Below are 17,932 nucleotides of genomic sequence, written 5' to 3'. Positions count from 1 at the left end.
TCCCTCAGCTCACGCAGCTCACGCAGCTCACAGCCAGTCAGCACCAACGGCGAACACGCTGGCAATACGCCACATACTCGTCGCCGAAACGGGCGCGCAGCAGCCGCTCCTCCGGCATGATCTGAAAGCGGGTCAGCCAGGCAACCAGCACGATTGGCCCAACCCAGACCCAACTTCCACCGAGATAACAGCCCCAGGCGGCCAGCCAGCAGAGCAAGCCCAGATACATGGGATTGCGACTGACACGATAGACGCCGCAGGTCACCAGACGACTGGTGTGCTGCGGTTTGGTGGGGCTGACCGTGGTCTGATGGTGACGAAACCGTTGCAGGGCACCAAAGCCCATGATGGCCCCCGCCACGACCAGCATAGCCATCAGCGTCATTGCCCAGATGCCGGGCTGACTCTCCCCTCTTAGCCACCACATGACACCAGCACAGAGCAGAAAGATCAGCGGTGGTGGCAAACGTAACTCAAGATTGACCATTTTCTTCCCCTGACGAGTGTCGGCCGAACCCGTGTTGCGGTAGACTCCCAACCCGTCAGCGCCTGTTGAGAGTGACAAAGATCATAATAATAACAACAAGTTGTGGTTAAACCACCACCAATGTGGCCGACCCCGTCCAAACTATCCAACGCGAACAACAAAAAGGAATCACCATGCACAAGAAAACTCTGCTGGCTACCCTGATCTTCGGCCTGCTCGCGGGCCAAGCCGTTGCGGCTCCCTATCTGCCCCTTGCGACGGATCATCGCAGCGGCCAGGAGCAAACCGCCAGCAACGCCTGGTTGGAAGTGGATCTGGGCGCCTTTGAACACAATATCCAGACCCTCAAGGATCGTCTCGGTGACAAGGGCCCGCAGATCTGCGCCATCATGAAGGCCGACGCTTACGGTCATGGCATCGACCTGCTGGTCCCCTCCGTGGTCAAGGCCAATATCCCCTGCATCGGCATCGCCAGCAACGAAGAGGCGCGCGTCGCCCGCGAGAAGGGCTTTACCGGCCGTCTGATGCGGGTGCGTGCTGCCACCCCGGATGAAGTAGAGCAGGCCCTGCCCTACAAGATGGAGGAACTGATCGGCAGTCTGGTGAGTGCCCAGGGTATCGCCGATATCGCCCAGCGCCACCACACCACCATTCCGGTGCATATCGCGCTCAACTCCGCCGGCATGAGCCGCAACGGCATCGACCTGCGTCTGGCCGATGCCAAGCAGGATGCGCTGGCCATGCTCAAGCTAAAGGGGATCACCCCGGTCGGCATCATGACCCACTTCCCGGTTGAGGAGAAAGAGGACGTCAAGATGGGACTGGCCCAGTTCAAACTGGACTCCCAGTGGCTGCTGGAAGCGGGCAAACTGGATCGCAGCAAGATCACCATCCACGCCGCCAACTCCTTCGCCACTCTAGCCGTGCCGGACGCCTACTTCGACATGGTGCGCCCGGGCGGCCTGCTCTACGGTGACTCCATCCCCTCCCACACCGAATACAAGCGGGTGATGGCATTCAAGACCCAGGTCGCCTCGGTCAACCACTATGCAGCGGGCAACACCGTCGGTTATGACCGCACCTTTACCCTCAAGCGTGACTCCTGGCTCGCCAACCTGCCGCTGGGCTACTCCGATGGCTATCGCCGCGCCCTCAGCAACAAAGCCTATGTGCTGATCCAGGGTCAGAAGGTGCCGGTGGTCGGCAAGACTTCCATGAACACCATCATGGTGGATGTGACGGATCTGAAAGGGGTGAAACCCGGTGACGAGGTGGTGCTGTTTGGCCGTCAGGGTGACGCCGAAGTGAAACAGGCGGATCTGGAGGAGTACAACGGCGCCCTGCTGGCGGACATGTACACCATATGGGGCTACACCAACCCCAAGAAGATCAAACGCTGATAACACGATATGAAAAAGGGCTCCCGCGGGAGCCCTTGTTGTTATTGCTTCATTGTCTGCCGCGCTCAAGCGGCCTTTTTACGGGTCACAAACAGACTCAGCCCCATGGACACCAGCAGGATCAGCGCGACGACACCGAGTGCTATGCCGGTCGGGATCTTGAAGATATCCAGCAACAGCATCTTGACCCCGATAAACATCAGGATCAGCGCCAGACCGTACTTGAGCAGGGCAAAGCGATCAGCCACACCAGCCAGCAGGAAGTACATGGCGCGCAGACCCATGATGGCAAAGATGTTGGAGGTCAGCACGATGAAGGGATCCGTGGTCACCGCGAAGATGGCCGGGATACTGTCCACCGCGAAGATGAGATCGCTCACCTCCACCAGCACCAGGATCAACAGCAGCGGGGTGGCATAGCGCACACCGTCACGCCAGACGAAAAACTTCTCCCCTTCCAGGGTCTCGGTCACCTTGAAGCGACGGCGCATCCAGCCTAGCAGCGGATTGTTGGCCAAGTCAGGCTCCTTGTCGGCCGCCCACAGCATCTTGGCACCGGTCAGCAGCAGGAAAGCGCCGAACAGATAGAGGATCCAGTGGAACTGCTCGATAAGCCAGCTACCGGCGAACACCATACCGGCACGCATCACGATGGCACCCAGCACCCCGTACAGCAGCACCCGGCGCTGCAGCTCGGCCGGAATGGCAAAGTAACCGAACAGCATCAGCCAGACGAAGACGTTGTCCACTGCCAGCGCTTTCTCGATGAGGTAGCCGGTGAGGAACTCCAGTCCCTTCTGGTTGGCGATTTCACGGCCCGCGCTGTGATCGAGCCAAAGCCAGATGGCCAGGTTGAAGAGCAGGGCCACACTGACCCAGATGAGGGACCAGACACCCGCCTCTTTGAGGGACACCTTGTGTGACTTGCCGCCACCGACAAAGCGTATGTCTATCCATAACAGGACCAGCACTATGCTGAAGAAACCGGTCCACATCCACCATTCACCCATTTTCACGTCTCCCAAAAACGACAAAACCCACGACCGAGAGGCGTGGGTTTGCGTTTGGAGCAGATACACCTTGCCTCTCGGCAAGGTCTCACTTACAGCTGATTTGCATCGACTGCCCGGCTGCCGGGTGCACTGCAGGATATGGGTGCACCGTAATGACGACAAACCGGCGAGAAGTTACTCCCCTTGTTGCGCGGATAGTAGCAGCGGTAAAAGATAACGCCAAGAGGCATCTTCAGTGCCGTCAAAAATAAATCGGGGCCCCATCAAGGAGCCCCGCAAACAGGTTCAACACATCCCCATCAGAGCGGATCGACCTTGAGGCAGGAGACCGCGTGATCGAAGTTCCCCTCCAGCACGGGGCGGGTCTTGGCGCACTCGGGGCCAGCCACCGGGCAGCGGGTGCGAAACACGCAACCGGACGGCGGGTTCATCGGTGAGGGCAAATCCCCCTCCAGGATCTGGATCACCTTGTTGCGCTCCAGCTCAGGGTCCGGGATCGGCACCGCTGACATCAGCGCCTTGGTGTAGGGGTGTAGCGGATTGGCAAAGATCTCCTTGCGGGTCCCCAGCTCAACGGCGTTGCCCAGATACATCACCAGCACCCGATCGGAGATATGTTTGACCACAGACAGATCGTGGGCGATGAAGATGAGCGACAGCCCCATCTCCTTTTGCAGGGATTTGAGCAGGTTGACCACCTGCGCCTGAATGGAGACGTCAAGCGCCGAGACCGGCTCGTCGCAGATGATCATCTTGGGCTCGAGGATCAGCGCCCGGGCAATCCCGATCCGCTGGCACTGGCCACCGGAGAACTCGTGCGGGTAGCGGTTGACCAGGTTGGGCAAGAGCCCCACCTTGCTCATCATGGCGCGCACCTTCTCCTTCACCTCTTCCCGCGGCAGGTTGGGATAGAAGGTGATGAGCGGCTCAGCGATGATGTCGCCGATGGTCATGCGTGGGTTCAGAGAAGCCAGCGGGTCCTGGAAGATCATCTGGATCTCTTTGCGCTTCTCGCGCAGGGCATTCTGATCGAGCTTGGTGAGATCATCACCCAGCCACACCACCTTGCCATCGGTGGCCGGTACCAGACCGATGATGGCGCGGGCAAAGGTCGATTTGCCGCAGCCGGACTCCCCCACCACGCCGAGGGTTTCACCCTCATAGAGACGCAAGGTCACGCCATCGACCGCCTTCAAATCGGATGGCTTGGCCCAAGGCCACGCCTTGCCACTCTTGATACTGAAGTGGACCTTGAGGTCAGACACTTCCAACAGCAATTTTTTGTCGGCACCCATTTAGTTGGCCCCCTTGTTCATGGCATCCGAAACCCAGTGGCAAGCACGCTCCCGACCGTCGTTGAACGGGGTCAGGATCGGTGACTGCTGGCCGCAAATCTCGCTGACCCGGTGGCAACGCTCCTGGAAGGGGCAGCCAGTCGGCAGACGCAGCAGGTTGGGCGGATTGCCCGGGATGGTGGGCAGCACTTCCCCTTCGGTATCGAGACGAGGAATGGCGCGCAGCAGGCCTTCGGTGTAGGGGTGGCTCGGACGATAGAAGATATCGTCTACCTTGCCGTACTCCATGGTACGACCGGCATACATCACCAGCACCTTGTTGCAGATACCGGCGACCACGCCAAGGTCATGGGTGATCATGATGATGGCGGTGTTGAACTCGCGCTTGAGCTCGTTCATCAGAGTCATGATCTGGGCCTGTACGGTCACGTCGAGCGCGGTGGTCGGCTCGTCGGCGATCAGCAGTTGCGGCCGGCAGAGCAGTGCCATGGCGATCATCACCCGCTGACGCATGCCGCCGGAGAACTCGTGGGGATACATCCCCATCCGCTTGCGTGCTTCGGGGATCTTCACCGCATCAAGCATCCGGACCGACTCTTCGAACGCTTCCGCCTTGCTGACGCCCTTATGCAACATCAGCACTTCCATCAGCTGATCCTGCACCTTCATGTAGGGGTTGAGCGAGGTCATGGGGTCCTGGAAGATCATGGCGATCTTCTCGGAGCGGATCTTGTTGAGCTTGGACTCCGGCAGGTTGAGGATCTCCTCACCCTGAAACTTGGCGGAACCGGTAATAATGCCGTTTTTGGCCAGCAGCCCCATGATGGCAAAGGCCGTCTGGGATTTGCCGGAGCCGGACTCGCCGACGATCCCCAGGGTTTCGCCCGCAGAGAGAAAAAGTTGAGGTCGTTAACCGCCACCACATTGCCATCCGGGGTCTTGAACTCGACCCGCAGATCTTTCACATCCAGTAACTTCATATAAAAACTCCTTATCGATCTTTCGTGATGCTTTCCTGTCGACCCGATGCTCGATTAACGATCTTTCGGATCGAGGGCGTCACGCAGACCATCCCCGAGGAAGTTGAAGCAAAACAGGGTCACCACCATAAAGCTGGCGGGGAACAGCAGTTGCCAGATGGCCACTTCCATCGACTTGGAGCCTTCATCCAGCAGGGCACCCCAGCTGGTCATCGGTTCCTGAACACCAAGGCCCAGGAAACTCAGGAAGGATTCAAACATGATCATGCCCGGCACCAGCAAGGTGGCGTAGACGGCCACGATACCGAGTACGTTCGGTACGATATGGCGGGTAATGATCTTCCACTTGGAGACGCCACAGACGTGGGCTGCCTCGATAAACTCCTTGCTCTTGAGGCTGAGAGTCTGGCCGCGCACGATCCGCGCCATGTCGAGCCAGCTCACCGCCCCGATGGCGATAAAGATGAGCGCCAGATTGCGGCCAAAGAAGGTGACCAGCATGATGACAAAGAACATGAAGGGGAAGGCGTTGAGGATCTCCAGTGCCCGCATCATCAGGCTGTCGACCCGCCCGCCGATAAAGCCGGAGGCCGCGCCATACAAAGTACCGATGATGACCGCCACCATGGCGCCCATGATGCCGACCATCAGGGAGATGCGACCGCCCAGCAGGGTGCGCACGAACAGATCGCGCCCCAGACTGTCGGTTCCGAAGTAGTGACCCGCTTCCATATCCGGCGGCGACTGCATGGCGCCCCAGTCCGGATCGTCAAAGGTGTATTGGGACAAATGGGGGCCAAAGATGACCGCCAGACCGATGATGGTCAGAATGATCAGGCTGGTCAGGGCCGCCTTGTTGCGCAGGAAACGGCGACGGGCATCCTTCCACAGGGAGCGCCCCTCCACCACTTCCACTTTTTGCGCGAACGCCTCAACGGCATCGCGTTTTTCAGTTGAAACAACCATGATGAACTCCCGAATTAGTAACGGATCTTGGGATCGATAAAGGCGTAGAGAATATCGACCACAGCGTTAAAGGTGATGGTGAGGGCGCCGACCAGAATGGTCAGACCGAGCACCATGGAGTAATCACGGTTAAGGGCACCGTTGACGAACAGCTGACCGATCCCCGGCAGGCCGAAGATGGTCTCGATCACCACGGAACCTGTGATGATGCCGACAAAGGCCGGGCCCAGATAAGAGACCACCGGCAGCATAGCCGGACGCAGCGCGTGTTTCAGGATGATATGGCGCAGCGGCAAGCCCTTGGCACGGGCGGTACGGATGAAGTTGGAGTTCATGGTCTCGATCATGCTGCCCCGCATGATCCGCGAGATGGCAGAGATGTAGTACATCATCATGCCGAACACCGGCAGCACCATAAACTGGATGCCACCACCCTGCCATCCACCGGCAGGGAACCAGCCAAGATGAATACTGAAAAACAGCACCAGCAAGGGCGCCAGCACAAAACCCGGGATCACCACCCCGGCCATGGCCGACGACATCAGCAGATAGTCGATGATGGTGTTCTGTTTCAGGGCCGCTATGGTGCCGAAGGTGACCCCCAGCAGCACGGCGAAGAAGAAGGCCGTGGTCCCGATCTTGGCGGAAACAGGCAGCGCCTGGCTCACCAGATCATTGACGGTAAAATCCTTGTATTTGAAAGAGGGGCCCAAATCACCCTGCACCAGGTTGCCCAGGTAGGTGAGATATTGCATGCCAATGGGTTTGTCGAGCCCATATTTGGCCTCGATATTGGCGATGACTTCGGGGGGCAGTGAACGCTCGCTGGTAAAGGGGTTACCCGGGGCGAAACGCATCATGAAGAAAGAGACGGTGATCAAGACCAGCAGAGTCGGGATCGCTTCCAATAGCCGTTTAAAAATGAATTTCAACATAGACATTTCCTGTCCTGTACTGCTTCCAAATGGTCGCGGTTGTAATAAAGGCCCGCCGTCTGGCGGGCCCTGCTTGTTATGCGACTTGTTGCTTTAAATCAGTGAGCAATGATGTACATATCTTTGCTGTAGAGGTTATCCAGCGGGTTGGCCGGGTAGCCGCCTACATAGGGTTTGACCATACGGGCAGTCACGTACTGGTAGATGGGGGCGATCGGCATGTCTTTGGCCAGGATCTCTTCAGCCTGGACGTAGAGCTTGTTACGGGCAGCCACATCGACCTGATCACGGGATGAATCCATCAGCTTGTCGAACTCCGGATTGGAGTACTTGCCGTCGTTGTTACCGTGGGTGGTCTGCATCAGATCCAGCATGGAGGAGGCTTCGTTGTAGTCGGCGATCCAGCCGGCACGACCTACGTCAAACTGACCCTGTTTCTTGGTCTCCAGGTAAGTTTTCCACTCCTGGTTGACCAGGCTCACCTGCACGCCCAGCTTCTTCCACATGGAGGCCACGGCCACAGCCACTTTCTTGTGGTTGTCGTCGGTGTTGTAGAGCAGCTCGAACTTCAGCGGTTTGCTGGCATCGAAACCGGCCTCTTGCAGCAGCGCCTTGGCCTTGGCATCACGCTCGGCCTGGGTCATCTTCGACCACTCGGGCGCTACCGGCTTGAAGCCATCGACGAAGTCCGGCACCAGGGTGTAACCCGGCGTCTGACCCTGACCCATCACCTTGTCGGCGATCACGTTGCGATCGATGGCATAGGAGAGCGCAGTACGGACACGCACATCGTCAAACGGCTTCTTCTTGACGTTGTACTGGTAGTAGTAAGTACCAACATAACCGGTCACTTTCAGCTCGTCCGGCTTCTCTTTCTTCATCTGCTTGAAGCGCTCGATGGGCATCTGATAGGTGATGTCCACTTCGCCAGCCAGATAGCGGCTCAGGTCGGCGTTGGTAGACTGGATGGGCAGATAGACCACCTTGTTGATGACGGTCTTGCCATCGTTCCAGTAGTGCTTGTTGCGCTCCACTTCGACGCGCTCGTTCACCACCCAGTTCTTCAGGGTATAGGCACCGTTGGATACCATATTCTCCGGCTGGGTCCACTTGTCACCGAACTTCTCGATCACCTTCTTCGGTACCGGATAGGTGGTGGTGTGGGAGAGCATGCTGACGAAGTAAGGGATCGCTTTCTCGAGCTGCACTTCGAAGGTGTAGTCGTCGGTCGCCTTCACGCCCAGCGTATCAGCCGGCTTTTTACCTGCGATGATCTCGGAGGCATTGGCAATGGTCGGGATCTCCAGATACCAGGAGTAAGGAGAGGCGGTTTTCGGATCAACGGCACGCTGGAAAGCAAAAACGAAATCGTGAGCAGTGACCGGGTCACCGTTGGACCACTTGGCATCTTTGCGCAGGTGGAAGACGTAGTGCTTGTTATCCTTGGTTTCCCAGGATTCAGCCACAGCCGGGAGAATTTCCCCTTTCGGGCCGGAAGCAACGAGACCCTCGAACAGGTCGCGCAGGATATTGGATTCGACCGTTCCTTCGGTCTTGTGCGGGTCAAGGGTCGCAGGCTCGGAGCCGTTGCCCTTTACCAGTTGCTGGACTTCAGCCAGCTTGGTTCCCGCCGGGACATCGGCAGCCTGAGCCACATTGACGCCACCAAACAGTGCAGCCATCAGCAATGTGTTAATCATTGTTTTTTTATGAGTCATTTCCCTACTCCAACAAGAACATTCCATGCGTTTTTTAAAGTGACGGGGTTAAAACCCGCTCCCAGCATAATTCCCTGCCAATTCCGATAATGCAACAGATATTGTCAGGGTAATCGTCATTTTCTGGTCAAAAAATCAGCCGCCATGCGCTTTTTCAGTATTAAAACACCAGCAAAGCTGCTCATTTTTCACACAAACGACCGATTCTAGAAAAGACCGGGCAAAAAGCAACCAATAAAAAGCCGGTCACGAGGACCGGCTTTCATAAAGCGGAGCTGGCTCACATCAGGCTGGGGAAAACCCCCTTGATGCCGGCCACCATGATCTCGATACCCAGCGACATCATGATAAGACCCATGATACGGGTCACCACGTTGATGCCGGTGTTGCCCATGATCTTGAACAGCAGCGGCGCGGCGCGAAAGATGAGCCAGGAGCAGAAGGAGAAGACCACGACAACCACTGACATGCCGAGCAGCTGCTGCCAGTGGCTCTGGCTGGCATAGACAATCACCGAGGAGATAGCACCGGGGCCCGCCATCAGCGGCAGCGCCAACGGCACCACGGCGATAGACTCGCGCACCGCCAGTTCACCCTTCTCCTGTTTGTTGTGCTTCACCTCGCCCAGCTTGCCCTGCAGCATCGACCAGGCAATCAGGGTAATCAGCGACCCACCGGCGATCCGGAACGACGCCAGCGAGATGCCAAACCCATCGAGGATCAGCTGCCCCATATACATGGAGACCAGCAGGATCACCATCACCGCGATATTGGCAGTGGTATTGGTTTTCATCCGCTCGGCCTGGGTATGGTGGCTGGTCAGGCTGACAAACACCGGCAACAAACCAAGCGGGTTGATAATTGCGAACAAACCGACAAAAAACTTCAGATACAACGAGACGTCAATTGCTGCCATAGGCGCCTTCCAATAGAGTTTCGGGCCCAGCGGGCCAGTCCATTAATTTCGTGCGTAAATTTACATCATAGCCAGAGCGGGCACCAATCAAATAATCTCACCATTTTGAGGGTTTTTTAGTTAGTTCATCTAATGCATCCGCGCTAACTGGCATAAACCGATGCCAAAAGCCCTTTCTACCGCCCGACACGCGCCAGAAAAGTGAGCGCAAGCCTGCTTAATCATGACCAGAGAGCCCGACGATGACTGACCGAATGACCAAGCGACTCGAGAGAATCCAGGCTTTGCCTTCCCACTATTTCAGGCCAGACATCACTTCATTGACTCGGCAAGAGAGCCACAATGCAAAAACCGGGAAAGGGGACAGAAATGGCCCCCTCGGGGAATAAAGCGGATTAGTCATGGATTAAAACAACAATCATTTTTGCAACAAACGCTGGAATAAAGTGCGTTTGTCGGTGATTTTGAAACCAATTCACTCATATTTGCTAACCTATACCGCCAAAATAGCTCTGCAATCCTATGTTCGATTGCAATTAACCACTTGATAAATGTGGTTTATTACCCTGCGTTAACAAGTCTCTCGCCTTTCCCTTTGATGCACATTCCGATAACATCAGTCAAACAAGGATTGTGAAATAAAATTTCTTTTGTTCTTTTGTTACACATGATCCAGATCAAGTTTTTCTGAGTCAGCCCCGCTCTATAATCGACTCAGAAAGCGATTTAGTAAGGCATGTGAAAAAGCTGTTGCAACGATACCGTCTTGACAGGGCGACTATAATTGCCGGGCATTGCCAACGTCTTACTAAACAGTTTTCAAATAATCAGGAGATAAACATGGCAGTAACCAATTTGGCTGAACTGGATGCACTGGTCGCCCGCGTTAAGGAAGCCCAGCGTGAATTCGCCAGCTTCTCTCAAGAGCAGGTAGACAAGATCTTCCGTGCCGCCGCCCTGGCCGCCAACAACGCCCGTATCCCCCTGGCCCAGATGGCCGTGGAAGAATCCGGTATGGGTATCATCGAAGACAAGGTTATCAAGAACCACTTCGCCTCCGAATACATCTACAACAAGTACAAAGACGAGAAGACCTGCGGCATTCTGAGCGAAGATGATCAGATGGGCACCATCACCATCGCCGAGCCGGTAGGTATCATCTGTGGTATCGTTCCGACCACCAACCCGACCTCTACTGCGATCTTCAAATCCATGATCGCGCTCAAGACCCGCAACGCCATCATCTTCTCCCCGCACCCCCGTGCCAAGAACTCCACCAATACTGCTGCCAAGCTGGTACTGGATGCAGCTGTTGCCGCTGGTGCACCGAAAGACATCATCGGCTGGATCGACCAACCGTCTGTTGAGCTCTCCAACGCCCTGATGAAGCACGAAGACATCAACCTGATCCTTGCCACCGGTGGCCCGGGCATGGTGAAAGCAGCCTACTCCTCCGGTAAGCCTGCTATCGGTGTGGGTGCCGGTAACGTACCTATCGTTATCGACGAAACCGCCGACGTGAAGCGTGCCGTTGCCTCCATCCTGATGTCCAAGACTTTCGATAACGGCGTGGTCTGTGCTTCCGAGCAGGCAGTCATCGTTGTTGATGCCATCTACGACCAGGTTAAAGAGCGCTTTGCATCCCACAAGGGCCACGTGCTCTCCAAAGAAGATGCTGACAAGGTACGTAAAGTCATCCTGATCAACGGCGCCCTGAACGCCAACATCGTTGGCCAGCCAGCCACCAAGATTGCCGAGATGGCAGGCGTGACTGTACCGGCAGATACCAAGATCCTGATCGGTGAAGGCGTCAAGCTGTGTGCAGAAGATGAGTTTGCTCACGAGAAATTGTCCCCGCTGCTCGGTATGTTCCGTGCAAGCAGCTTCGAAAACGCCGTTGATATGGCCTGTGACATGGTCAACATCGGTGGTATCGGCCACACCTCAGGTCTGTACACCGACCAGGACCGCAACGCTGACCGCATCAAGTACTTCGGCGACAAGATGAAGACCGCGCGTATCCTGATCAACACTCCGTCTACCCAAGGCGGTATCGGTGACCTGTACAACTTCGCAATGGCTCCGTCCCTGACCCTGGGTTGCGGCTCCTGGAGCGGTAACTCCATCTCCGAAAACGTGGGTCCGAAGCACCTGATCAACAAGAAGACAGTCGCAAAACGGGCAGAAAACATGCTGTGGCACAAACTTCCGAAATCCATCTACTTCCGTCGTGGTTCCCTGCCGATCGCTCTGAGCGACCTGGAAGGTAAAAAGCGTGCCATGGTCGTAACTGACCGCTTCCTGTTCAACAACGGCTACGCCGATGAACTGGTCAGCCTGCTGAAAGCACAGAATATGGAAGTGGAAGTGTTCTACGAAGTAGAAGCTGACCCGACCCTGGCTGTGGTTCGCAAGGGTGCCGAGATGGCCAACTCCTTCAAACCGGACGTTATCCTGGCGCTGGGCGGTGGTTCACCGATGGATGCGGCCAAGATCATGTGGGTGATGTACGAGCACCCGAACACTGCGTTCGAAGATCTGGCCATGCGCTTCATGGACATCCGCAAGCGTATCTACAAATTCCCGAAAATGGGCGTGAAGGCCGAACTGGTCTGTATCACCACCACTTCCGGTACCGGCTCTGAAGTCACTCCGTTTGCGGTAGTAACCGATGAAGTGTCTGGTCAGAAGTATCCGCTGGCTGACTACGAGCTGACCCCGAACATGGCCATCGTTGATGCCAACTTGGTCATGGGTATGCCGAAGTCCCTGTGTGCCTTCGGTGGTATCGATGCCGTGACTCACGCCATGGAAGCCTATGTTTCCGTACTGGCTAACGAGTACTCCGACGGTCAGGCGCTGCAAGCCCTGAAAATGCTGAAAGAGTACCTGCCATCCAGCTACCAGAACGGTGCCAACGACCCGATCGCTCGTGAGAAGGTGCACAATGCAGCCACCATCGCCGGTATCGCGTTCGCCAACGCCTTCCTGGGTGTGTGCCACTCCATGGCTCACAAACTGGGTGCCGAGTTCCACATTCCGCACGGTCTGGCTAACGCCCTGCTGATCAGCAACGTCATCCGCTACAACGCGAACGACAACCCGACCAAGCAGACTGCGTTCTCCCAGTACGACCGCCCGCAGGCTCGTCGTCGTTACGCCGAAGTCGCTGACCACCTGGGTCTGACTGCTGCCGGTGACCGCACCGCCGCCAAGATCGAGAAGCTGCTGACTTGGCTGGACGAGCTGAAGGCTACCTTGGGTATCCCGGCCTCTATCCGCGAAGCTGGCGTGACTGAAGCTGACTTCCTGGCCAAGGTTGACCAGCTGGCTATCGAAGCTTTCGATGACCAGTGCACCGGCGCCAACCCGCGCTACCCGCTGATCAGCGAGCTGAAGCAGGTTCTGCTGGACTCCTACTACGGTCGTCCGTTCACCGAAGCCGCTCCGGTAACTGCTGCCCCGGTTGAAGCCAAGGTTGAAGGCAAGAAGAAATCCAAGGCCTGATAACCAGTCCTGAGATAACAAGCCCGCGCACTGCGCGGGCTTTTTTTATCTGCCACTTATCACAGAGCTCCTCACTCCAGCCGATTGCGGTAGTGCAGCGCCTAACTTCCCAACCAACCAACCAACCAACCAACCAACTCGCCCCAGCCAATCCGTTATCGACATCCCAACCTGTGACTCTGTATTGATGGGCCCCTGTGATAACAAGAGCACGCTCCATCACCTCCTCTCCCCTACCCGCAACGAATTACCCTGACGGGCAGATGTGAGCAGTCAACGCCATCTCAAGAGCTAAAGGTGTGATAAACAGGATAAGCGGAGCCTCGCTAACGCAATGCAGCAGAACTGCGACTGGCATACGTGCAGGGCCAACCGACTGGCAGAGACAGAGCAATGATAATTCGCGGAGAAAGCGGGAAAGATTGTCAGTGAAGAGAATTGTTGCGCCGATTACTCAACCGACACATCAGCAGTTGCCACGATGCAAAGATAAAAAAATGGCAGCCATCAGGCTGCCATCGGGAGAGCACGATTCAGCGATCAGAGGGTCGCAGCGACTTCATCGGAGATGGAGCCGTTGTGATACACCTCTTGCACATCGTCCAGATCTTCCAGCATGTCGATCAGACGCATCAGCTTGGGTGCAGTTTCTGCATCCAGCTCCGCTTCGGTGGAGGGGATCATGGTCACTTCGGCGCTCTGGGCCTTGAAGCCGGCAGCTTCCAGACCGTCCAGCACGGTACCGAAGTCGTTCGGGGTGGTGTACACCTCGATGGTGCCATCCTCTTCGGTGACCACGTCATCGGCGCCCGCTTCCAGCGCGGCATCCATCAGGGCATCTTCGTCTACGCCCACGAAAGTCAGCAGACCTTTCTTGCTGAACAGATAGGCAACGGAGCCGTCTGTACCCAGGTTGCCACCGCACTTGCTGAAGGCGTGACGCACTTCGGCTACGGTACGGTTACGGTTGTCGGTCAGGCACTCTACCATCACCGCAGAGCCAGCCGGGCCGTAACCTTCGTATACGATGGTCTCGAGCTGTTCGCCATCGCCACCACCGGCGCCACGCTGAATGGCACGGTTGATGGTGTCGCGGGTCATGTTGTTGGTCAGGGCGGCAGTCACCGCAGCACGCAGACGCGGGTTGTTGGCCGGATCGGCATCACCCAGACGCGCGGAGGTAGTGATTTCGCGGATCAGCTTGGTGAAGATCTTGCCACGCTTGGCGTCCTGAGCGGCCTTGCGATGTTTGATGTTGGCCCATTTACTGTGACCTGCCATAGAGACTCTCCGTTATTTTTTAAATGTCAGTAACACTGATCATGACTAACCCAAGGGAAACACAGAGGCCGCACGGCGGCGGCCTCCGGTGCCGGTATCGGCTTACTCGTCGCCCTTGACGGTGGTTGCAATCGCCAGCTCACCCAGTTGGGCGGCATTGGCAAGGCTGGGGGCGTCTGTCATCAGACAGGCGGCCGCGGTCGTTTTCGGGAAGGCGATGACGTCCCGAATGTTTTCGGTGCCGGTCAGCAGCATGCTGAGACGGTCCAGACCGAAGGCCAGACCGGCGTGCGGCGGGGTACCGTACTTCAGCGCATCCAGCAGGAAGCCGAATTTCAGGCGCTGCTCGGCCGGGGTGATACCCAGGATATCGAACACGGTGGACTGCATCTCGCTGTTGTGGATACGGACAGAGCCGCCACCCACTTCGTAGCCGTTGATCACCATGTCGTAGGCGTTGGCGTAAGCACCCACAGGGTTGGCTTTCAGCTCGGCCGGGCTCATGTTGCTCGGCGCGGTGAACGGGTGGTGCATGGCGGCCAGACCACCTTCACCATCTTCCTCGAACATCGGGAAGTCGATGACCCACAGCGGTTTCCAGCTGTTCTCCAGCAGGCCCAGATCGCGACCCACTTTCAGACGCAGGGCGCCCATGGCATCGCAGACCACTTTCTTGCTGTCAGCGCCAAAGAAGATGATGTCGCCGTCGGCAGCACCGGTACGAGCCAGGATCTCGCGCACGATGGCGTCAGAGAGGAACTTGGCAACCGGAGACTGCACGCCTTCGATACCATTGGCCGCTTCGTTGACCTTCATCCAGGCCAGGCCCTTGGCACCGTAGATGCCGACAAACTTGGTGTATTCGTCGATCTGCTTGCGAGAGAGCTCGGCACCGCCCGGGACTTTCAGGGCAGCCACACGGCCTTTCGGATCGTTGGCGGGGCCCGCGAACACGGCGAACTCGACAGCAGTCAAGAGGTCTGCCACATCGACCAGCTCCATCGGCAGACGCAGGTCCGGCTTGTCGGAGCCGTAGCGACGCATGGCTTCGTCGAAGGTCATGATCGGGAAGTCGCCCAGATCCACGTTCAGGATGTGCAGCCACAGTTTACGGATCATCTCTTCCATCACTTCACGCACCTGCGGCGCGGTCATGAAGGAGGTCTCCACGTCGATCTGGGTGAATTCCGGCTGGCGGTCGGCACGCAGGTCTTCGTCACGGAAGCACTTGACGATCTGGTAGTAGCGATCGAAGCCGGACATCATCAGCAACTGCTTGAACAGCTGGGGTGATTGCGGCAGAGCGTAGAACTTGCCCTTGTGCACGCGGCTCGGCACCAGATAGTCACGGGCACCTTCCGGGGTGGCCTTGGTCAGCATCGGGGTCTCGATATCGAGGAAGCCGTGCTCGTCCATGAAGCGGCGTACGAAGGCGCTGGCCTTGGCACGGGTCTTCAGGTACTTGGCCATCTCGGGACGACGCAGATCCAGGTAGCGATACTTGAGGCTGATCTCTTCGCTGTTGACCTGATTGAAGTCCAGCGGCAGCGGCTCGGCACGGTTGATGATGTTGAGTTCGTGGGCGAACACTTCGATGGCGCCAGTGGCCATGTCGCTGTTGCGCTGGGACTCGGGACGGGTGCGCACCACGCCGGTCACCTGGATGCAGAACTCGCCGCGCAGCTCGGAGGCCAGGGCGAACGCGTCCGGCTTGTCCGGATCGAAGAACACCTGAACGATCCCTTCCCGGTCGCGCATATCGATAAAGATCAGACCGCCGAGATCACGACGACGATGAACCCAACCGCACAATGTAATGGTCTGCCCTGCATGGGCCTCATTGACCTGTCCGCAATAGATAGAGCGCATGGACTTCTTCCTTCGAAATTGTAGAGAGACGGTTAACCTTGGGCCGCCGGGCACGACTGGCAAGCACCGTCTGTCTCACAGCTGGCCAGATTCTTTTTCTTACCCGGTTTGAAATCAGTCTCGTACCATCCGGTTCCCTTGAGCCGGAAGCCTGCCGCCGATATCAGCTTGACCAGATTCGGCTTGCTACAGGCCGGACAGTCGGTCAGGGGGGCATCGGAAAGCTTTTGCAGTTTTGCCAATTCATGGCCACAGACGTCGCAACGATATTCGTAGATAGGCATGGGTCACAAGAAATTGAAAAACAAAAGGGCTGGCATTATAGAGGAAAACCCCCTTTTGGGTAAAATGGCCAGCAGCCTCCTTTCGCCAGTTTTTTGCACTCGATGGCAAAAAGCGGGCAAAAAATCGGCACGAATGCACCAAGAGCGAAGAGAATAGCCATCATGAGCCTCTATTTGGGCCTGCCGCAATGGTCCCACCCCAGCTGGCCCGGCCAGTTGCTGGGCCTTGGCGCCAAGCCTGCCGAACACCTCGCCCACTACGCGACCGTCTTCAACTCGGTGGAGGGTAACACCACCTTCTACGCCCTGCCGACACAGGACACGGTACAGCGCTGGGCCGATGCGGTGCCTAATCACTTTCGTTTCAACTTCAAGTTTCCGCAAACCATCAGCCACCAGAGCGATCTGGTGAGCGCAGACAAGCAAGTCGCCGACTTTATTCGTCTGCTCACGCCACTACACGACAAGCTGGGGCTGCTCACTCTGCAGTTGCCCGCCCGTTTCGGGCCACAGGGGCTGGCCAGACTGGCGGCCTTCATCGAGCGGCTGCCGCGGGCGTTTCGCTACGCCCTCGAAGTGCGCCACCCCGACTTCTTCGCCAAGGGGGAGGCCGAGCGGGCATTGAACCGGCTGCTGATGGAACAGGGAGTGAACCGGGTGATGCTCGACAGCCGGCCACTCTTCTCGGTGCAAGCAACCACGCCAGCCCTTGTCGATGCCCAGGGCAAGAAACCACGCCTGCCGGTGCATCTGCTGGCCACCGCCAACGCCCCCATGGTGCGCTTTATCGGCCTGCCGGATCCGGCGGCCAATCACCCCTTCCTGCCCAGCTGGCTCCCCCACTGGCGCCAGTGGCTTTCCGAGGGCAAGGATCTCTACCTCTATATACATACTGCCGACAACGCCCAGGCACCTGAGCTGGCCCGCCAGATCACCCGCTTGCTGGAGCAGGAGATGGCCCCCTGGCCGGGGGAAAACGATCGCGCACGGCAGGGAGTGCTGCGCTTTTAGCCAACCCATTCTGCGGCCATCGTTTCGCTGCAAAAAAAGTGCTTTTTTGTGGCGTGGCAAGCCCTGGCGTCAAGACAAACGGCCATCAATCCTCTACACTACCGCCCCAAGTAAGGGTCCGGAACATGGCCCGTACGAACAGGACAGGTCCAAAGGATTTCACGACCAGCCACCCCGTTCGTAAACAGGTGATAAATCTACTCTGATGGGTGTCACCCAACGACTCAATTGAACAATACAGCCGGGTGATGTCCCGACTGTCAGGTTGCG

At 57.3% G+C, this 17,932-nt stretch carries 13 protein-coding genes and 1 pseudogene; 3 read left to right on the top strand and 11 right to left on the bottom strand.

What is annotated here, in order from left to right; translation table 11 throughout:
- Positions 1 to 37 precede the first annotated feature (37 nt).
- Positions 38 to 487 carry a methyltransferase family protein gene (locus ACTG27_RS02885; protein ID WP_040067858.1) on the bottom strand — a complete coding sequence of 150 codons (450 nt, stop codon included), beginning with the start codon at positions 485 to 487 and terminating at the stop codon, positions 38 to 40.
- A 173-nt stretch (positions 488 to 660) separates the two neighbouring features.
- Between ACTG27_RS02885 and alr the strand changes: the two genes are divergently transcribed.
- Positions 661 to 1,887, top strand: a complete 1,227-nt coding sequence (alr, locus tag ACTG27_RS02880) for an alanine racemase (protein ID WP_040067860.1) — start codon at positions 661 to 663, stop codon at positions 1,885 to 1,887.
- A gap of 65 nt (positions 1,888 to 1,952) precedes the next feature.
- On the opposite strand, the gene ACTG27_RS02875 is transcribed toward alr, so the two are convergent.
- The 7 genes and pseudogenes from ACTG27_RS02875 to ACTG27_RS02845 all read right to left on the bottom strand — a co-directional run bounded on the left by ACTG27_RS02875 (position 1,953) and on the right by ACTG27_RS02845 (position 9,710).
- Positions 1,953 to 2,897: a TerC family protein gene (locus ACTG27_RS02875; RefSeq protein WP_439979059.1), complete on the bottom strand. Its 945-nt coding sequence runs from the start codon at positions 2,895 to 2,897 to the stop codon at positions 1,953 to 1,955.
- Between the two features lie 302 nt (positions 2,898 to 3,199).
- Complete coding sequence (oppF, locus tag ACTG27_RS02870; protein WP_005337666.1) at positions 3,200 to 4,195, bottom strand: murein tripeptide/oligopeptide ABC transporter ATP binding protein OppF; 996 nt, start codon at positions 4,193 to 4,195, stop codon at positions 3,200 to 3,202.
- Positions 4,196 to 5,175: pseudogene (locus ACTG27_RS02865) on the bottom strand (ABC transporter ATP-binding protein).
- Between the two features lie 54 nt (positions 5,176 to 5,229).
- Positions 5,230 to 6,141, bottom strand: a complete 912-nt coding sequence (gene oppC / locus ACTG27_RS02860; protein ID WP_439979058.1) for an oligopeptide ABC transporter permease OppC — start codon at positions 6,139 to 6,141, stop codon at positions 5,230 to 5,232.
- Between the two features lie 14 nt (positions 6,142 to 6,155).
- Positions 6,156 to 7,076, bottom strand: coding sequence for an oligopeptide ABC transporter permease OppB (oppB, locus tag ACTG27_RS02855; protein ID WP_005337672.1), 921 nt, complete (start codon positions 7,074 to 7,076; stop codon positions 6,156 to 6,158).
- Between the two features lie 98 nt (positions 7,077 to 7,174).
- Positions 7,175 to 8,794, bottom strand: a complete 1,620-nt coding sequence (locus ACTG27_RS02850) for an ABC transporter substrate-binding protein (protein WP_026035101.1) — start codon at positions 8,792 to 8,794, stop codon at positions 7,175 to 7,177.
- 280 nt (positions 8,795 to 9,074) lie between these two features.
- Positions 9,075 to 9,710 carry a YchE family NAAT transporter gene (locus ACTG27_RS02845; protein WP_005337678.1) on the bottom strand — a complete coding sequence of 212 codons (636 nt, stop codon included), beginning with the start codon at positions 9,708 to 9,710 and terminating at the stop codon, positions 9,075 to 9,077.
- Positions 9,711 to 10,550: 840 nt separating this feature from the next.
- Here ACTG27_RS02845 and adhE point away from each other — a divergent pair.
- Positions 10,551 to 13,217 carry a bifunctional acetaldehyde-CoA/alcohol dehydrogenase gene (gene adhE / locus ACTG27_RS02840; protein ID WP_019446648.1) on the top strand — a complete coding sequence of 889 codons (2,667 nt, stop codon included), beginning with the start codon at positions 10,551 to 10,553 and terminating at the stop codon, positions 13,215 to 13,217.
- A gap of 540 nt (positions 13,218 to 13,757) precedes the next feature.
- On the opposite strand, the gene ACTG27_RS02835 is transcribed toward adhE, so the two are convergent.
- From ACTG27_RS02835 to ACTG27_RS02825, 3 genes are all read right to left on the bottom strand, one after another.
- Complete coding sequence (locus tag ACTG27_RS02835; protein WP_005337681.1) at positions 13,758 to 14,498, bottom strand: YebC/PmpR family DNA-binding transcriptional regulator; 741 nt, start codon at positions 14,496 to 14,498, stop codon at positions 13,758 to 13,760.
- A 102-nt stretch (positions 14,499 to 14,600) separates the two neighbouring features.
- On the bottom strand, positions 14,601 to 16,367 hold the full coding sequence (aspS, locus tag ACTG27_RS02830) for an aspartate--tRNA ligase (RefSeq protein WP_005337684.1): 1,767 nt from the start codon (positions 16,365 to 16,367) through the stop codon (positions 14,601 to 14,603).
- Positions 16,368 to 16,399: 32 nt separating this feature from the next.
- Positions 16,400 to 16,651, bottom strand: a complete 252-nt coding sequence (locus ACTG27_RS02825; protein WP_005337686.1) for an FmdB family zinc ribbon protein — start codon at positions 16,649 to 16,651, stop codon at positions 16,400 to 16,402.
- Between the two features lie 162 nt (positions 16,652 to 16,813).
- Between ACTG27_RS02825 and ACTG27_RS02820 the strand changes: the two genes are divergently transcribed.
- A complete protein-coding gene (locus tag ACTG27_RS02820) occupies positions 16,814 to 17,662 on the top strand; it encodes a DUF72 domain-containing protein (protein ID WP_439979057.1) in 849 nt (282 codons plus the stop codon).
- Positions 17,663 to 17,932: the final 270 nt, after the last annotated feature.

Source organism: Aeromonas sp. 97A, from assembly GCF_051919185.1.
In the GTDB taxonomy this organism is placed as follows: Bacteria; Pseudomonadota; Gammaproteobacteria; order Enterobacterales; family Aeromonadaceae; genus Aeromonas; species Aeromonas veronii.
Note: the sequence above shows the minus strand (reverse complement) of the source record. Positions and strands in the feature narration are given on the sequence as shown.